This is a genomic window from Paenibacillus sp. FSL R5-192 (assembly GCF_000517845.1).
Classification (GTDB): Bacteria; Bacillota; Bacilli; order Paenibacillales; family Paenibacillaceae; genus Paenibacillus; species Paenibacillus amylolyticus.
This window is the reverse complement of record NZ_ASPR01000012.1, coordinates 20,317-39,458: the sequence shown is the minus strand read 5'-3', so window position 1 is coordinate 39,458 and position 19,142 is coordinate 20,317. Positions and strand designations below refer to the sequence as shown.

Below are 19,142 nucleotides of genomic sequence, written 5' to 3'. Positions count from 1 at the left end.
GCCAGCGACCTTATCCGATTTTCCCAGCCGAAAGATCCTTCAGCCCTTGATGCACTGCACTCAGCAAACGGTGAGTTGGATCACAGCCGTACTCCCAGAACATGATTCCGGCCAGACCTTGATCCTTTACGTAATCACATTTGCATTGGATAGATTCTTCATCATCATAAGATATGAAACTAGACCCATTAAACAGAAATGGTGCACAGGCTTCTTCATCCCAATAACGAGTGTAACCATTCTTGTTAATGTACTTCGCTTCCAGCTCGGCAAATGACGGACCGTAGCCGCCTGTGCTACCAGCCATTTGATGGAGCCCGTGGTTTCGGTCAGGAACCTCAGTCCAGATCCGGGAATAGAACGCAGCTCCGATCACAATTTTCTCCTTCGGAACGCCTGCGCGAACAAACAGGTTCACGGAAGCATCCGTACTGATTCGAAACAGATCTCCTGTTGGCGTGTACAGATTCGTATGATGTCCGGTCAGAACCTGAAAACCGCCGCGCATATCATAGGTCATCAACTGCACGTAGTCCAGGTACTGCTGCACCTCGGCCATCTCTGTACCATCAACGTAGTATTGATCAGCTCCTGCCGCAATGGTGAGCAGATAATGACGGCCATCCGCTTCTCCCTTGGTACTCAGTGCCTCCCGCATCGTCTTGAGAAGTAAGGTGAAATTCCGTTTATCATCTGGGCTGGATGCGATACCAGCTTCACCGTAACAAGGATATTCCCAGTCCAGATCGATCCCGTCAAAAGGATATTCCTCCAGCGCCCTAACCGCTGATTCAGCCATGCTGTCCCTCCCCGCCTGGGTTGAGGCTGCTTCGGAAAAACCGCCTGCGCTCCATCCGCCTACAGACAGCAGCACTGTAAGATTTGGATGCTCCCGCTTGATGTTCTGGATAACATGACCGTTTTTTAGATGCTCGGTTGTTATTGCATCATTCTTGACATGTCCAAAGGCTACGTTCAGATGTGTTAACTTCAAGAGATCCTCATGTGTCATGTCGGGAAGAACTGAATCAACAGCATAACCCGCAGCGATATATTTCGTCACTCTCTTCACTCCGATCTGTTCAATGATTGAGATATCGCAGCAGCAATCTGCAAGGCTTCCTTCCCGGTACCAATCTTGTACCCAGAAGCCGAATAACGAACTTGATGCTGAGTATCCATCACGAACAGATGCGGATAACCTGCTTCATGAGCCGCAGGCTTCGAATTGAAGCCTGACAAGGAAGCATAACTGGAATCTCGTACAAAAACCGTGCGTACAGGCAGCTTTGGATAACCAGCAGGGTCAAAGGCAGCGTTCCATTCCATATCTCCGATTATGAGTACGATTGGTATACCCAGCTTATCCAGCGGCTCTGCCAGCTCGCACAGTTCACGAATCAGATGTTTGGTCGGTTCCCGCTCAGGTTCAATCCAGGTAGCAATGGCACCCTCCGATCCCAGAAGTTCCTCCAGTTCTACCTCTGAACCATCCAGACAGGTCAGTATACTTCCTGGTGCCAGTTTACCCAGTACAGGAATATCAACCTCATTCTCACGATAAGACAAGACAACCTCAGTGGTATCTCCGGCGTTCACGGTAAAGTAAACAAATCGCACTTTTGCCGTTCCATCGTTCAGACGAACGCCTGTCGTTAAGCGATAAGCTCCTGCCTCAACCTCATATGGCTCACTATAGACATCCGTACTGCCATAAGGATAAATCAATGTCTTATAGACGCCATCTTCCAGACGGGCAAACGTAAAGTTCTCGAAATAAGATGCTTCTGGTGTATCCTGCGGAACTTTTATATCCCTACGAAGTTGGAGCAATCCCCAGCTTGTGCTCTCCTGAGTTAGAGGTGAGGTGAGACTAAACACTGCATCCTTCCAGCCTCTGTCACTTAGATACTGCGGTTTCTGTGCGCTCGGATGTAATCGGGCCGGAATACCCAAACTGCGACATACAGCCACAAACAAAATATCCAGCGACTGAGAGTCTCCCTTCATTAGACTAAACGTCCCTATTGGATTCCCTTTGCCTTTTAGATTAGGAAGATCGTCATAGTATTCATATTGCTGTTCCAGCATTCGGGCAAGTATCGAGGGATTCTCCCTGAACGCTGCCGCCTTATCTGCCGAAAAGGCATTCTGGAATACACCCCGATATGGGACCAGCATCTCATAGGAGATCCGTGGACACAGGATGTATCTCACAAACGTATCTTCCGCCCATGATCCTTGCTGCGAGAGTGCACCAATCAGATGATCATCCAGCGTCTGACGAAAGGTATCAATTAAATCTTTTTCATTCATCGACTCCAGCAACCGGAGCGGCCACTCATCGTATGGATTGGAACGTTCCTCTAGGAAAGCTGCAATCTCCCGGCTGTTCCCCCGTGCCTTGCGGAGAACATCCCATACACGTACCGAGGGCAGTCCAACCTTTTTAGCCAGCGATACAGCTTCCTCCTCACTCAGGAACGTTTCCTCATACTCGCTCCGTGCCTGCGCTCCTTCGTCCAGACGACGATTATGAATCTCAATCTTTTCCTCCGGTAATGTAATCACGACCTCTCCCTCCCTTTCCGGAGGAGGAACCATATCGAAATCTACAATCCCTGTAGGCTGCTCTGATGAGTTCAGCACAAGCTCTATAGCCTTGTTTTCCTGCGCCTTGAATAGGATCTCACTCCACTTGCCGCCGCTGACCGCACGAATCAAAAGGTCACCACAGCCAGTCTTAAAGGTCGCTTCCCCTTGTGCATCCGTCCTAATCTCGGCAATCGGATAGAATTCAGCCGTATTGTACAGCTCAAAGCGGACGCTCGCTTCGGGTACGGGAGCTCCCTGCTCATTTTTCACCTTCACACCAATGACCCGCGTCGGCGCATAATTCTCAAGCAAATTAATTTCCGTAAATCCCTTCTCGGAGAGCGTAATATCCTCTGGCCCGGGATAGTCTGCATAGACTCTCGTATTAATCAGCATGGCCCTGCGGGCTGGCGGGCTGAACCACCCTTGGTTCAGACGGGCTTCCGGCTCGCATGCACCGATGTAATACCATTGACCATCTGCCCAGGCTTCTACCCAAGCATGGTTACTGTCACAGTTAGCCCAGCGCGGTGTGTAGACCTGACGGGCAGGTATACCGATGCTGCGAAGAGCGGCCACCGCCAGCGTGGATTCTTCGCCGCATCGACCACGAGCATTCCGGATCATCGTCAGCGGTGATATCGTGCGCAGATCGCTGCCAATATAGGTCGCTTTTTCATGACACCAGTAATTCGTCTCCAAAATGGCATCTGCCATGGATAAGTTCGTAGTCCGCTCGGCTAATTCGTCATACAATAAGCCGCGGTAATCTTCAATATTTTCCGTATTTATACGATAAGGCAGTACAAAATGAAGGAACAGATGATCAGGAACGCGTTCTCCCCAAGGCACACGTTTGCGGGTGTCCAAAGCCCGGCGCACATGACTCAAGAACAAGTCCCCGTTATAATCAGCCATGTCGTTTACCGGCATATAGGCATAGACATACTTCAACGCCCATGCCTCTTCTTGCGTTAGCTCCTGCTGAAAAACATGAAACAATTCCGATTTGCGGGCCTCTGCAAAACGTACCTTCTCCTGGAACTTCTGCTCAATTATCTCCAATGACTGTGCATCAAGGGAAAATACCAAGGTTTGGCTGGTCATTGCGTTCTCACTCCTTCCACAGCTTTCCGTCTTCCCGAATACAGATCAAGGCCGTTCCGTCCGAAGACGGCGCAGTAATCTGGAAAAGGCTACGAGTCGTTTCAATAACAGGCTCACAGCTCCACGATTCCTCACCCATAAGCAGCTTCACATCCTGTGTAAATTCACCATGGGTTTCATAATAATTGCGTTCACGATAATAGAGCTTGCGAAGCTCCCATTTGATTCGTTCATCTTCCGGCAACTCAAACGACTGATCCGTTCCTTCATCCGAGAATACAACATAACCCCACAACTCCGGGTAATGCATGTTGATGATGCCCATGGGTGACCACACCCAGTTGTCCTCCGGATAAGGTTTTCCAGTATCTGGATTCAGCACCTTGCGGTACTCACCGTCCTGTACCTCGGTCTGCCACTCCACACGTGAGAAGTTGACGCGCCAGAACTCACCCGGCGCAGGTGGACGGTTTCCTTCGGCACATTCTTTTAGACTGGTCCAGGGAATCGCGACTTCCACGCTCCATTTCCGGTTCTCTGCACCAGGTCTGTTCAGTTCCCCGTCGATATATACGGCCGTCTTGAGACCGCTAATATCCCAACCGTTAACCGGAGGCCCACCATCCCGATACGGCTTCACTAATAACAGGTCCCATACCGTATTGAGCGCATTGATCTCGAACTCATAATATTGATGGGAATCCGCGTCGGGATCGATAAAAATCTCGAAGTCATTGTCATAGAAAATAACGGAATCACGTTCAGTCAGGGTAGCCCAGATCTGATCTTCAATCAGCTCGGCAGCAAAATAGAAATAGTCGTCATCCCACAGCATTTTTACCCGTGTCTGTTTCTCTGGCTTCGGACGAAGATCACCTTCGATATCAACGAAATCCTCCGTCCAATGAGCCGCATTCCAAAATGCCTTATCCACACGACCGTCTAACAACAACGGTTCCTGCGCACGCTTGCATATATAATGTTTGGGAGCATACTCAATCCTGGGTTCTGGCACTCCACTTCTGTTCATGTCACTCTCTCCAATTCGTAAGGGAGGGCATGCTTCTACCAGCACACACCCTCCCCGTAATGGTTAGTTATGGGTGACAACGGCTCCAGAGCCGCCGTACATTTCCAGCTCCTCATTGAATTCGATCTTAAGAACTGTCACCTGTTCATGCGTGTCCTCCGGGGTCATCTTGATCCACGTTGTCCCCGGGATATTGAACCAAGGCACGCCCCCATGAATCTCATGATTAAGCTCTTTGCCCGAATGCAGCACGGTAATTTTTTTGATCGGATTGCAGAGACCCTTGATGCACACATTCTCTTTTGGATCGTCATACACAAACAGGTACAGCGTCTTTCGATCCTCTGATACGGTGCTTCCCCCCAGATAATAGCGAGGCATAATGCCTTCCCCCGTACCAAAGACGGCCTCTTCATGGGTTCGGATCCAAGCTCCCAGTCCAAGCAGAATATCCTCCTGCCTCTGATCGATGGTGCCATCTTCACGCGGACCGATATCCAGCAACATATTACCGCCCATCGAAATGCAGTCACAGAACATTCGAATGATCTGATTTAGGGATTTATATTTATGATCGGTTGGCACATAACCCCAAGATCTATTGATCGTGGTGCAGAATTCCCAGGGTCCCTCCGGTCTTGTGATCGGAATGCCTTGCTCAGGCGTTTTGTAATCCCCATAACCTTGAAGGCGGGAGTTGATGATGATATCCGGGTTAAAAGATTGCAGATAATGCTTGAACTCCGGCAGATTCCACTGCTCGGCACTCCGTTCCCAGTCCCCATCGAACCACAGCAGATCCACCTTTCCGTAATTTGTTAAAATCTCTCCCAGTTGATGGTTATTAAATTGCAGGAACTTCTGCCACTTTGCCTGATCTTGAACACCGTCCACAGGACTTGAATGCCGGTTGACACTACTGAGATCCTCCGGTACTTTCCCACCTTCATACACGCTAGGATAATCCGGGTGTGACCAATCAATGAGCGAGTAATACATCCCCAGATGAATGCCCTTTTCCCGAATCGCTTCCGCATATTCCCTCACAATGTCCCGATTCGCTGGTGTCTGTTTGACAACATTGAGATCACTATATTGCGTATCCCATAGAGCAACGCCATCATGATGCTTCGTTGTTAATACGGCATACCGGGCACCAGACTTCTCAATCAATTCCGCCCACTTCTCCGCATTGAATTCCGATGCCGTAAAACCATCCAACTGTTTCATATATTCTTCATAGGATATCCTGCCATTATAGAAGGACCAGGATTCCGCAACCCCGTCCACCGCATAGATGCCATAGTGGATGAATATCCCCAGTTTGGCTTCTTCAAACCATTTCTGCATAACGGTCCACACCTCCCCCGTGAATTCTTATATGCGAAAAATTTAATGCAGCTAACAATATTGAAGCTAACTGCTGTCTTTCTGCATGGGATGTACCTCGATAGGCTTTATTGCCCCGAATTCCAGCGGTCATATGCCCCCTGATACAGTTCGATGATACGGTCACTGCCCATTTTCTTCATCTGTGCAATGTACTTATCCCAGTTCTCAAGTGGTTCCTGGCCGGTCACAAACTTCGCTTCCATCTGTTTAACGTACGTATCCAGGTCAGACAATAGAGCGGTTGCTTCGCTTTGCTCTTCATTCGTCAAATACACGTTAGGAAATGGCGCTTTTCCGATAGGTACCAACTTCTCTTGATTCTGCTGGTCAATCCACTCATCAAATTCGGTGCGTAGACCCTTCGCTACATCCGGATCATTAATACCCGGTGTCAAGATACCAAAGTTCGGCGTGATTTTACCGCGGTATTCCTCACGATCACCGCCGCCAGGAACGGGGAGCCACTCTTTAACGTGATTTTCCTTGTCTTTGAATTTCCACAGCACACCTTCCGGACCTTGATTGAACAGTGTCGCACCTTCATAGCTGTATAAGTAATCAATCCATCGCATTGTCGCCTCGGGTGACGGGTTGCTGCTTGTAATAGCAAAGGTACCCCGAGCCGACATGCCCGGATGTTTGCCGTATACCGGAGAGTCTGCCACCTCGCTCTTCACGGGTGTCATCAGCGGATGATCCGTGCTAGGTTCACCACCGAGCGTGAAGTATGGATGGTAATCGTTGAACAGTGCAAGTTTATTGCTTTCACCTTTAGCTTTTTTCTGATCACCTGTTTGAGAGAAGGTCTCATGATCCAGCAAGTCTTCCTTCCACAAGCGGTTCATGAATGTAAGATAACCTTTGTAACCTTCTTCTTGATAAGGATAGTGAACTTTACCGTCTTTATCGGAATAGATGCCTTCGTTGTACATTCCCCAGAAGCCGAAGAAAAACATGCGAAGATCATCCAGTTTTACAGAAGTAAGCGGAATTTCATCTTGCTGGCCATTGCCATTAGGATCTTCTTCTTTTACACGCTTGAGATAGGTATACAATTCTTCCGTAGTCTTGGGCTCTTCTACGTTAAGTGCCTTCAAGAATTCCCCGTTGTACCACATTGGGCCTCTATACCATACGGCGGCTTTATCAATGAATGGGAGTGCATACATATGCCCATCAGGTGTTGTAAATGATTTACGGACATCCGGGTTCTCATCGAGAATCTTTTTGATATTTGGGGCGTAACCTTCGTCAATGTATTTTTCCAACGGGATCAGGATGCCCTGGCTGCCATAAGTCACCTGCTCGGCTGGCTTGAGGTCCGCAGCATAGAACATATCCGGCAAGTCTCCGCTCGCGAAAACCAGATTTTTCTTCGTTTCAAAGCTGTCGATTGGTGAGAGCTGGTACTCCAGCTTGATGCCCGACAGTTTCTCCATTTCTTGCAGCACAGGCATGGTGCTCCAATCGGCTACGCCCGCATCCTGGGACATGACCTTCAACGTTAGCGTTTTGTCTACAATGGGGAAACCTTCCTTTTTGACCCCCTCTACTTTGGAGGTCGTGCCTCCATCTTCATTGGTTGAACCACAAGCTGCAAGCAATGTTGCGAATAAGGTGAGACAGAGTGTAATGGATGAAGCCTTGCGAAGCTTTTTCATAACAACAACTCCCCTTGTTTAATGTGGTATATGGATTAAGATCATCCTTTAACGGAACCGATCATAACACCCTGTACAAAGTAACGCTGGAGGAATGGATACACCGCAATGACCGGTAGGGTGGCAACAATAATGACAGCATATTTGACCAGTGCAGCGATCTCCGCTTTGGTATTCATCGCCGTTGCTGAAGACGTATCGATAGCGCCTCCCCCTTGAGCCGCCATTTCTTGAAGCACCAGAATCTGGCGCAGAAAGAGCTGCAGCGGGTACTTGGAGGAATCATTCAGATAGATCATGGCACTAAAATAGCTGTTCCAGTGTCCGACTCCATAGAAGAGCGCCATCACTGCAATGATTGGCATCGAAAGCGGGAGCACAATCTTGATGAACAACCGGGTGTTGGTACACCCATCAATATGCGCCGCTTCCTGTAACTCCTTGGGAATGGTCGATTGGAAGAACGTCCGGCATACGATAATATTCCAGATGGATGCAGCCCCGGGCAGAATAAGTGCCCACATGCTGTTCACCATACCAAGATCCTTGACCAGCAGGTAACTTGGGACAAGCCCTCCGCCGAAGAACATCGTTACCATAAACATCGCCATGAAGAATCCTCGTCCCACAAAGTCCGAGCGGCTGAGCGCATAGGCTGCCGGTAGTGTAACAATCAGGTTAACGATGGTGCCTACAACGGTATAGATAATCGTATTTTTGTACCCAATCCAGATGTTGGTGTTCTCAAACACCCGGGCGTAACCTTCAAACGTAATCCCTTTTGGCAGTAGCCACATCTCACCAGAGGCTACATATTTGGGATCACTGATTGAAGCACTGATGATGTATAACAGCGGATACAGCACAATGACGAGCGCTACCGTCAGATAGATGTAATTGCACAATAGGAACAATTTATCACTTCTGCTTTCTTTCACAGCGGATGACATGTGTATTCCCTCCTTTTACCACAGGCTGTTTTCACTGGTGCGGCGTGCAATCTGATTCACGGTAATAAGCAGAATCGCATTCACTACGGAGTTGAACAATCCCACCGCCGTAGAGAAACTGTACTGCGCATCGACCAGACCGGATCGATAGACAAATGTTGAGATGACATCGGACGAGCCCATGTTCAGCGGATTTTGCAGCAACAGGATTTTCTCGAATCCGACGCCCAGAATACTGCCCATATTCAGAATTAACAAGATGGTGATCGTAGGGATGATCGCTGGAATGTTAATATGCAAAATCCGTTTGAAACGGCTCGCACCATCCACCACAGCCGCTTCATGCAGTTGCGGGTCCACACCCGATAGAGCGGCAAGGTATATAATGGTGCCCCAGCCTGCACTTTGCCAGACTCCTGATAGTACATACACTGTCTTGAACCACGCAGGGTCCGTCAGGAATTGAGGTGCCTGGAATCCAAGGGCCTGTACCAAATTGACAATCATGCCTGACGAGGGTGATAAAAAGGTAATGATCATCCCCGACATCACCACGACCGAAATGAAATGCGGTGCATACGTGACGGTCTGCACAGTACGCTTGAAGAAGGAATCCTTCACTTCATTGAACGCTAACGCCAGAATAATCGGCAGTGGAAAACCTATAGCCAGCTCATACAAGCTGATGCTAAGGGTATTCCATAGTAAATCCCAGAAATAATACGAATTGAAGAAACGGATGAAATGATCGAATCCGACCCATGGGCTTCCTGTGACACCAAGCGTTGGGATAAAGTTTTTAAATGCAATTTGTATGCCGTACATCGGACCATAATGGAATATCAGAAAGTATAAAAAGGCTGGCGCAATAAACAGATACAACTCCCAGTTCCGAATCGTCCTTCTCCATAATTTATTTTTCTTACTGCTCGGATTCGTGTATACCGATAAGTTTTGCGATAAGGCGGACTTCCCATCTGGTTGCATCAGTTGTTTCCTCCTTTTTTGGTAACGCTTACATACCGAGTTTATGGTTCATTGCCTAATCCGTAAATATGCCATTTCAATCTTCACTTCTAAATCACGGAATATACTGTTACAACAGGGGTTTACACTTTTGTTGCCAGCTTGTCATTGTCATTTCGCGAGTATAAAACATGTAGAATTTGACCTATTTCCCTCCTGTAGTTGTCATTGAGAGTTTCATCACATGAACTTGAAAGATGTCAGATCCGAACTTAGGTTAAAAAACAGACCTTAAAGTCAAAACCCACATATACGCATGGGACATGGTATTGATGTCTACAGCCATCATACTGAATTCTAAGGTTTGCAGGTTTCAAGGTTTTACCGACGTGATGAAATGTAATATTATCTATCATACATCTCTCGCAAACTACAAGCCTGTGATGGCTTGCCTTTATTCTATATTTCTCCTCCCTCTTTCGTATATATGTTGTTTTTATCTTTGCCTTCAGGATACATAAACGCTTATAAACACTAGTAATTTGGAGTCATATATGTAGATTTTGCACAAGGTGTGGAATCTGAAAACAGTAGATATTTCGGAAAAGACCATTAAAAAAAGCCATTCCGCTAACACGAACTGGCTTTACATCCTAAGTAGATATCCATTTCTTTATAAAAAAGCGACAGGATTAATTACACTAAATGTAATATAAATAATCATATGCAAACCTGTGTACTGTTTTAACTCAAATAAAAAACGACTCTCCATACATGTATGGAGAGTCGTTTTGAAGATACACATCCGTTTCAACCATGTTCAGTTTGTAGGGTTTGCAGTGAATTTACTTGCCAGAAGGTTGAGCTTCTGCTGTATACCCTGTTGGGATATCCGTTTCTGCAGTCACATTGGTGATAACCATTGGATACATCATGTCCGGATCAGGTTGAATAATGGAATAGAGCACGATGGCGCGTCCATCCTTCTCCAATTTCACATCATCAATCTTCAATCCATAACCAGGGTGCGGCATTTCAGCACTGAGTTTAACTTTGGTTGTTTTGTCATCAACCTTGGTCGTTGTTACTTCAGGTACAATCGCTTGTTGGCCTTCACCTGGATTGGTTGGAGTTGGCTCTGCTGAGCCGCCATTGCCGTGTTTATCCACAAATTCAAGTGCATTGAAGATCATGCTTGCAGCCTCCATACGGGTAAGCGACTGATCTGGACGGAAATTCCCGTCCTTATCCAGTTCAATGATGTTCATGTTCAGCAGGTTCTGGACTGCAGATACGGCGTCCTTACCGATTTTATTTTCGTCCTTAACAAGATTATACTTCATGATGACCGGATAATTCCCGGTTGTGTTAATCCCTTCATTCAGCAAAATGACAAACAGTTCACGTGTCATCTTGCCCTGCGGGTTCACTTCCACCGGAATGGACAGTCCATTCTGAGTAGCGGCCTGCACCGCATCGGCATACCACGTATCCGGACTGATTTTATTCTGAGCGGATGCTTCCGCAAATTCATTTTTCAGACCAAATGCATTCACAATCAGTTGAACACCCTGTGGCTCGGACAATGCAAGATCTGGACGGAACAGATCCGCCGTTACTCCGTTAACAATGCCTTTTGATTTCAAAGAATCCACAACCGACTTCTGACCTTCATCCTTCACATCTGTGAAAGCAAATACCGATGCACCTCCTGCTGTCAAAGAAACGCAGAGCGCAAGTGTTGCAGCCAATCCTTTTTTATGTTTCATTTCCTGGCACCTCCATATGATTAGTAAAGCCTATTTTTAACCTCTTCATTCCTACAGACGGGGCATCCCTAGAAAATGTTTCAGTAATTTCGACATCTGGTGAATACAACACGAGAACACGGCATAGAACCCTTCTCCAACGCCGATAATCCGATCACCTGCTTTTTGCTAACTGGCTTCGTTGACATTGATTCGGATTAGCGCAAAAATAAGAATAGAGAAATCTATCGGATGACGGATAAACAACGAACTGGATCGCATACAGTAAGAGGGCACGACGCGCTAATAACAGGTGTCGGCCCTTTTCTTGACTCCACCTGCCTGAACTGACTTCACCTATAACAAAAGGAGAACAACGCTTATGTCCAAGAAAGGATTACTCCGCGGTTATGTTGTGTCGAACTGGCCTGTTTATCTGGTTGCTGTTCTTCTGATTATTGCCTCCAATGTCGGGCAAGCATCCCTGCCCCGCATACTCGGCAGCTTCACGGATCAGTTGATGCAGAACTCTCTTCAGATGCAGACGGTCGTAAGGTACAGCCTGTCCCTTCTGGCTATTGCCATCGGGTATAATCTGCTGTTCGGTACCGGGCAATTCATGATTATGAAGCTGGGTCGACGCTTCGAATTCATGACGCGTGAGCGTATATTCAGTAAGTTTTCCGAACTTAGCGAACATTATTTCTCCAAACAGGGGAACGGAAAGCTGCTCAGTTATGTCATGAATGACGTGACTTCCGTACGTGAAGCGATATCCAATGGCGTGACGCTCATGACCAATGCCACCTTCCTGTTGTTGTCCTGCATTGTCATGATGCTGCTTAGCGGGATTCCGTTGACCCTCATTCTAATCAGTGTTGTTCCTTTGCTGGCAATTCCATTTCTGGTCGTGTTTTTTGGTCCACGGATTCGCAAGCGCTCTCGCGACGTGCAGGAAGCTCTTGCAACCATGACGGAATCGGCGGAAGAGCAGCTGGGTGGCATCCGCGTAACCAAGACGTTTGCCATTGAAGACAGTGCTCGTGCACGCTTTGGAACTACCGTCGATGCAATCAAGAGCAAACAGCTTCGACTGGTTCGTCTGTCTTCGTTGTTTCAGGCTTTGCTCCCGCTGCTGGGAGCTATCTCATTGGTCGTTTCTCTGCTTGTCGGAGGTATTATGACCATGCAGAATTCTATTACACTCGGGAGTTTTGTCGCCTTAACCTTATATCTGCGCATGATCATGGGACCGCTTCAACAGATCGGCAATGTTATTAATACCGTTCAGCGCTCAGGCGCATCACTGGAGCGGGTGAATGACCTGCTCAGCGAAGTAGCGGATGTACGTGAACTTCCTGAAGCCACAGCGCTCCAAACCGTACAAGATATCACCATGGAGAATCTAACCTTCTCCTATCCTGGCAGTTCATCTCCTGCTCTCAAAAACATTCAACTCCATATCCGTGCCGGGCGAACGGTCGGTATTGTAGGGAAGACCGGCTCAGGTAAAAGTACCCTCGTTAAGCTATTGCTGCGTACATATGAACCACCTGAAGGAACAATTCGCATCAATGGTACCGATATTCGGCAGCTGTCGCTGGAAAGTCTAAGATCGCGCATCGCTTATGTCCCTCAGGATGGATTCCTGTTTAGTACCACCATCCGAGATAACATCGCATTTAGCGACCGGGAAGTATCGCTGGATACAGTGGAACATAGTGCACGGCAAGCCATGATCTATGATAATATTGTCCGTTTTCCTGATCGCTTTGATACACTGCTTGGCGAACGTGGACTCACCCTGTCTGGTGGACAGCGTCAGCGAACCAGCCTTGCAAGAGGACTGATCAAACAAGCACAGTTACTTATTCTGGATGACAGCATGAGCGCGGTTGATGCTGTCACCGAGAGTGGTATTCTGCGTAGCCTGCGTGAGATCGGCAAGGGCAAGACTACATTAATCATCTCTCATCGCATCAGCGCGGTCCGTCATGCCGACGATATTATCGTTCTGGATGAAGGGCGAGTCGCTGAACAGGGAACACATGCGCAGTTGATGGCTGCCAAGGGGTTATATGCAGCCACCTACCGTTTGCAGGAGGAGGGATTACATCATGTCTAACGCTAACGCTGAACTTCATCCAGATGCAGAAGACGATCAGAGTAAACGAACTTCGTTTAAGGCGATGATGGCATACGCCAAACCGCATAAATGGACTTTTGCTGGTATCTTCTTCTGCTCACTGCTGGGCATATCGGCAGATCTGCTGCAACCCTATCTGGTGAAGATCGCCATCGATGATCATCTGGCCGTGGGCCAGACCAGTGTGGGCTTTCTCGTTCAGCTCGCAGCCATCTTTCTTGGGCTGGCTGTCATCAGTTTTATTTTTACCTATATCCAGAATAATCTGTTGCAGCATGTGGGTCAGAACATTGTATCCCGGATCAGAAAGGACCTGTTCAAGCATATCTCCAAGATGTCCATGTCCTTCTTTGACCGTTTTCATATCGGCAGTCTGGTCACAAACGTATCCAGTGATACGGAGACCATCAGCAGCTTTTTCACTCAAGTACTGCTCAGTCTGATTCGAGATGGTATGATGCTGGTGCTCATTATCGTCTTTATGTTCCAACTTGATCCTGTGCTGGCGACATACTCCCTGATCGTTCTGCCTGTTATTGCGGTAGTTGCAGTGTTATTCCGTAGTCGACTGCGGAAAGCTTATCAGAATGCTCGTACGCGGCTTTCCCGTTTGATCGCATTTACGGCGGAGAACTTGTCCGGCATGTTTTTGATTCAAGCTTTTCACCAGGAAGAAGAACAGAAGAAACGTTTCTCGGAACAGAATGCGCTCCATCTGAAAGCCAATATTGCTCAAGCCCGCTCCAATGTTATCTTCAACCGGACGTTTGATATCCTTGGCAATGCGGCACTGGTTATGATGGTCTGGCTTGGAGGTCGCGCCGTACTGGGTGAGTCCCTGCAAGTCGGGGTATTGTATGCGTTTATCAGCTATATTCGTCAGTTCTTTCAACCGATTAACCAGATTACGATGCAATGGAATACATTCCAGTCCACGACCGTATCAATGGATCGCATCTGGAACATTCTGAATACACGGCCTGAAGTTGCCGATCCCAAACCCGTGATGGCCTCCTCGCTGGAACCACAAAATGTGATGGGCCAGATTGATTTTAATGATGTGTCGTTTGGTTATCGGGCAGACCGGCCCTTGATCCAACAGATGAACCTGCACCTCTATCCGGGTGAAATGGTAGGTATTGTAGGCACAACAGGCGCTGGTAAAAGTACACTGATCTCCCTGCTCAATCGTTTCTATGATGTAGACAAGGGCAGTATCGAGATTGATGGTACCGATATCCGGCATCTGCCGCAGGCTAAGCTTCATCGGATCGTGGGTCTGATTCAACAGGAACCCTTCCTGTTCTCCGGTTCCATTATTGATAATGTGAGGATGTTTCGTGAGGATATTACGCGAGAGCAGGCGATTGAGGCCTGCCGGTTTGTCGGGGCACATGCGATGATTTCACGTTTGCCACAAGGATATGATACACATCTATCCGAACGCGGAAGCGGACTATCCGCTGGGGAGCGGCAGTTGATTTCATTTGCCCGGATCGTGGTGTTCCAGCCCCGAGTGCTCATCCTGGATGAGGCAACCGCCAATCTGGACTCACACACGGAACAGCTTGTGCAGCAGGCGCTGGAATCGGTATCCCAGGGACGCACCACCATTGTCATTGCTCATCGCCTGTCCACAGTGATGCATGCCGATCGAATTCTGGTGATGGAGAATGGTGAGATTGTGGAGGAAGGACCGCACCAGGAACTAATCGCAGCCAACGGTGTATATGCAGACTTGTACACCCATGCGCGTGATGCAGGTTAAAATTCAGCTATATCAGGGTAATGAACCTGAGTTATAGTAAATACAGAACGTTGAACATGCCGCTCTGCTTATGCAGGCGGCACGTTTGGCATATCGATCAGCATTGTTAATTAGGAGGAACATCCATGCAACAACCCGAAACACCCAAGCGTGACCATCAGCAGATTCGTTACCAACGCAGCACAGCTCTATGGAAGGGAAGTTTATGCTTCCTTTTCCTTCTCTTGTGCGTGAGCTTATTATGGATCATCGTGGACGGACAAGCTGAAAGACTGGAGACCATATACTATTCCATTGCAGCCGTGCTGGGTATGTGGTTGATCGGACCGCTGTTCTTCATGTTTGTGTCACGACTAACCAGAACCCCTGCCGTGTTGTTATCCTGGGATGATGATGCGTTAAGCACGGGCAAACGTAAGATTGCTTGGAGCCAGATTCGCAAAGTCGAACTCGCCTCACCTGCCCGCAGCAAGTGGCTCCTGTCTGCTTCTCCCATGTTTGTCCTGTACTTAAAGGACGGCACACGGTCTCATATTCAGACAGATCATCTGCTGAGCAAAAAAGAGCTGAACCAGGCTGTGACTTTGCTTCAGGAGACTTTGCAGGAACAGCAGCAGGATCGTTGAGTACCGGGATGGATGAGGACAAGCTCCCCACTCATCACTGTGATTTCTCTACACCTATGGACAGGCTGACTTTGTAATTGCCGTAGGGCAGTAATGCTTCAAGCAGTTGGCCAAGCTGCTCTGTGGTGCCTGTCTGCACTCTCATCAGATAACAGCCTTCTCCGCTGACGCGATGGACTTCAACGATGTCCTCACGTTCAGCAATGAATGTACGAAAGGCGGCATGTCTGTCGCCGGAGTTCAAGAAAACTGTAACAAAGGCCTGTAGACCAAGGCCAAGGCGTTCCGGGTTCCATTTTACCGTATACCCTTCAATCACACCCAGATCTTGCAGCTTGCGCACTCTTGCACCAACGGCCTGTCCCGTGAGATGAACCTCTTCACCGATCTCTTTGTGAGAACGTTTGGCATCCTGAATCAGAATCTGCAAAATACGTATATCCGTGTCATCTATCATTTCATTCATCTTGCTTCAGCAATCCTTTCACGGTGAAATTAGCGTGGCCTAATTCCATTCATCATGTTATGTACGCCGTTAAACGGGTTGTATACCATATAGGGTAATACTATTAAACAACTCGAAGGAGTGCAAATATAATGAAAATCCAATTGATTCGCAATGCTACACTGTGGCTGGAATACGGAGGGCTGAACATTCTCGTTGATCCGATACTGATGGACGCCGAAGTCATGCCTGCTTTTCCGAACACACCCAATGAGTTACGTAATCCAAGAGTGAGTTTGCCCGAAACCGAAACGGATTATCTGAATCCGGATCTGTTGATTGTGACACACACCCATGTGGACCACTGGGATGAAGCAGCGGCGAAACAACTTGGCAAAGACATTCCCCTGATCTGCCAGCCTGGGGACGAGAATGTATTTCTGGGTGCCGGATTCACGAATGTAACAGCTGTAGATGAAAAACATGAGCATCACTCTGTCCGATTTGCCCGTACATCCGGGCATCATGGCACAGGTGAAATCGGTGAACGTATGGGCAACGTGTCCGGCTTCGTACTTGAAGCAGACGGTGAACCTGTCACCTATATCGCTGGAGATACCATCTGGTGTGAAGAACCTGCTGAGGCCATCCGCCAATATACGCCTGAAGTTATTGTCGTGAATGCCGGAGGTGCACGCTTCGTGGAGGGTGATCCCATTACAATGGATGGGCCTGACGTTGTCGCCGTGAAGCACCATGCGCCATCTGCTCATGTCATCGCTGTGCACATGGATGCGATTAACCATTGTGTGATGTCTCGTACGGATCTTGCGACTTATCTGGCATCCGAGCAGTTGGATGGTCAGGTGCTCATTCCGCGTGACGGTGAAAGTTTTGAGTTTTAAAAAACACAACGAAAAAGCTGGATGCGATGAACTCGCACCCAGCTTTTTTTGGATTCAAGGAACACGCTGATCCTCTGAGCCGCTGGCTTCCTTCTCGGGCATCAAGCCTGCCATTGCGCCCTCACGTGTCCCATCCCTTTATGCTAATTCCCTACTGAACTTTCAAACGGATCACGTTCCATGATGCTTTTGCCAAACTCGCCGTAATCAGAGTATCAGATACAACTGCACCCCCGCGATTATGAGGAGCAACGCGGTTTGGTTGTGCTGCCGTATTAGATGCTTTGAGATCATCACTTTCCAGCACGATATGCTCGATCACGGTACACTTCCCGAAGCTGCGCAGGTCCACTTCGAGCGGAAGGGATTCTTCCAGATGACGGTTGACTGCAAATACAGTCACTTCACCCTGCTCTTCGTTATGAACCGCAATAGCTTCCAGATAAGGAACATCTGTGATTTGTTTTGTATCGTATTTTGGAGACTGGATCAATGGTACCAATGCTGTTCCACGTCCGAAGAGGGACGTATGCATGAATGGATAGAAGATTGTCTGTCTCCATGAACCACCGCCCGTATCTGTCATGATTGGTGCAATTACGTTAACCAGTTGTGCCAGACATGCCATTTTAACCCGATCCGCATGTTTGAGCATACTGATCAACATACAACCAACAAGCAGCGCATCCTCATGATTGTAGATATCCTCCAGCTGTGGCGGAGCAATCTGCCAAGGGTCCATCTTCGAATCATTTTCATTGGAGTGATACCATACATTCCACTCATCAAAGGACAGATACATCGTCTTTTTGCTGCGCTTCTTCGCTTTGATATAATCACAAGTCGCCTTCACGGTATCGATAAAACGATCCATTTCAAGCGAGCGTGCCAGGAACGTTGGCGTATCTTGCTCTTGATTGCCGTAGTATTGATGCAAGGACAGATACTCCACGTGATCATACGTATGATCCAGCACCGTTGCTTCCCATTCCGGGAACGATGGCATATTCAGATTCGAACTTCCGCAGGCTACCAGCTCAATCGTCGGGTCCGTCCACTTCATGACTTTTGCCGCTTCAACTGCTAACCGTCCATACTCTTCTGCCGTTTTGTGACCAATCTGCCAAGGACCATCCATTTCGTTGCCTAGACACCATGTTTTAATCGCATGTGGCTGCTTGTATCCATGCTTGATGCGAAGATCACTATAGTACGAACCTTCCGGATGGTTGCTGTATTCCACAATGTTGCGAGCTGCATCCGTACCCCGTGTTCCCAGATTAACGGCCATCATGACTTCAGAATTAGCCTGTTTTGCCCAGTCCACGAATTCGTTGAAGCCAAATTCATTGGTCTCAATCGTTCTCCAGGCCAGTTCCAGTCTGCGTTTGCGTTCTGACACAGGTCCAACCGAATCTTCCCAATTGTAACCGGATACAAAATTACCTCCAGGATAACGTACAATCGGTACATTCAACTCCTTGACCATCTCCAGCACATCCGTGCGGAAACCCTGTTCGTTCGCTGATGGATGCCCTGGCTCGTAAATCCCGCCATAGACGGCACGTCCCAGATGCTCAATAAATGATCCGTACAAGCGCTTATCCACTACACCAATAGTAAAATCTTTATCAACCGTCATTTTTGCTTTTTCCATAATGAATTTCAACTCCCTAAGATTAATATAAAAATTAATTGATATTCTATGGATCAACGTTCATATTTATATTAAAATCGATTATAGCCTTAATTTCAACCTGAATTTTGCAAAATGTTATTCTTTTTACTGAATTTATGTTTAAC

At 47.8% G+C, this 19,142-nt stretch carries 14 protein-coding genes; 4 read left to right on the top strand and 10 right to left on the bottom strand.

What is annotated here, in order from left to right:
- Positions 1 to 10 precede the first annotated feature (10 nt).
- The 8 genes from C161_RS06135 to C161_RS06100 all read right to left on the bottom strand — a co-directional run bounded on the left by C161_RS06135 (position 11) and on the right by C161_RS06100 (position 11,470).
- Positions 11 to 1,063, bottom strand: coding sequence for a glycoside hydrolase family 18 protein (locus tag C161_RS06135; protein WP_036668775.1), 1,053 nt, complete (start codon positions 1,061 to 1,063; stop codon positions 11 to 13).
- 5 nt (positions 1,064 to 1,068) lie between these two features.
- Complete coding sequence (locus C161_RS06130; RefSeq protein WP_036668772.1) at positions 1,069 to 3,702, bottom strand: transglutaminase domain-containing protein; 2,634 nt, start codon at positions 3,700 to 3,702, stop codon at positions 1,069 to 1,071.
- 7 nt (positions 3,703 to 3,709) lie between these two features.
- A complete protein-coding gene (locus tag C161_RS06125) occupies positions 3,710 to 4,732 on the bottom strand; it encodes a carbohydrate-binding family 9-like protein (RefSeq protein ID WP_036668771.1) in 1,023 nt (340 codons plus the stop codon).
- A gap of 63 nt (positions 4,733 to 4,795) precedes the next feature.
- Entirely contained in the window at positions 4,796 to 6,082 is a 1,287-nt protein-coding gene (locus C161_RS06120) for an alpha-L-fucosidase (protein ID WP_036668769.1), read from the bottom strand.
- A gap of 107 nt (positions 6,083 to 6,189) precedes the next feature.
- On the bottom strand, positions 6,190 to 7,785 hold the full coding sequence (locus tag C161_RS06115) for an extracellular solute-binding protein (protein WP_036668767.1): 1,596 nt from the start codon (positions 7,783 to 7,785) through the stop codon (positions 6,190 to 6,192).
- Between the two features lie 41 nt (positions 7,786 to 7,826).
- On the bottom strand, positions 7,827 to 8,735 hold the full coding sequence (locus C161_RS06110) for a carbohydrate ABC transporter permease (protein WP_036668765.1): 909 nt from the start codon (positions 8,733 to 8,735) through the stop codon (positions 7,827 to 7,829).
- 15 nt (positions 8,736 to 8,750) lie between these two features.
- Positions 8,751 to 9,722: an ABC transporter permease gene (locus C161_RS06105; RefSeq protein ID WP_036668763.1), complete on the bottom strand. Its 972-nt coding sequence runs from the start codon at positions 9,720 to 9,722 to the stop codon at positions 8,751 to 8,753.
- A gap of 824 nt (positions 9,723 to 10,546) precedes the next feature.
- Positions 10,547 to 11,470: an S-layer homology domain-containing protein gene (locus tag C161_RS06100; protein ID WP_051449608.1), complete on the bottom strand. Its 924-nt coding sequence runs from the start codon at positions 11,468 to 11,470 to the stop codon at positions 10,547 to 10,549.
- A 361-nt stretch (positions 11,471 to 11,831) separates the two neighbouring features.
- On the opposite strand from C161_RS06100, the gene C161_RS06095 reads away from it, so the two are divergent.
- The 3 genes from C161_RS06095 to C161_RS06085 all read left to right on the top strand — a co-directional run bounded on the left by C161_RS06095 (position 11,832) and on the right by C161_RS06085 (position 15,989).
- Complete coding sequence (locus tag C161_RS06095) at positions 11,832 to 13,574, top strand: ABC transporter ATP-binding protein (RefSeq protein ID WP_036668761.1); 1,743 nt, start codon at positions 11,832 to 11,834, stop codon at positions 13,572 to 13,574.
- The gene (locus C161_RS06090) at positions 13,567 to 15,363 is read left to right on the top strand and encodes an ABC transporter ATP-binding protein (RefSeq protein ID WP_036668760.1); all 1,797 of its coding nucleotides are present in this window, start codon (positions 13,567 to 13,569) and stop codon (positions 15,361 to 15,363) included. Before C161_RS06095 ends, C161_RS06090 begins: the two co-directional genes overlap by 8 nt.
- Before the next feature lie 125 nt (positions 15,364 to 15,488).
- Complete coding sequence (locus C161_RS06085; protein WP_036668757.1) at positions 15,489 to 15,989, top strand: hypothetical protein; 501 nt, start codon at positions 15,489 to 15,491, stop codon at positions 15,987 to 15,989.
- A gap of 34 nt (positions 15,990 to 16,023) precedes the next feature.
- Here the strand turns inward: C161_RS06085 and C161_RS06080 are convergent, their stop codons facing one another.
- Entirely contained in the window at positions 16,024 to 16,455 is a 432-nt protein-coding gene (locus tag C161_RS06080; protein ID WP_036611514.1) for an Lrp/AsnC family transcriptional regulator, read from the bottom strand.
- Between the two features lie 131 nt (positions 16,456 to 16,586).
- On the opposite strand from C161_RS06080, the gene C161_RS06075 reads away from it, so the two are divergent.
- Positions 16,587 to 17,339 (top strand): MBL fold metallo-hydrolase, encoded by a 753-nt coding sequence (locus C161_RS06075; protein ID WP_036668755.1) that lies wholly within the window; start codon positions 16,587 to 16,589, stop codon positions 17,337 to 17,339.
- Positions 17,340 to 17,490: 151 nt separating this feature from the next.
- Here the strand turns inward: C161_RS06075 and arfA are convergent, their stop codons facing one another.
- A complete protein-coding gene (gene arfA, locus C161_RS06070; RefSeq protein WP_051449607.1) occupies positions 17,491 to 18,996 on the bottom strand; it encodes an arabinosylfuranosidase ArfA in 1,506 nt (501 codons plus the stop codon).
- Between the last annotated feature and the right edge of the window lie 146 nt (positions 18,997 to 19,142).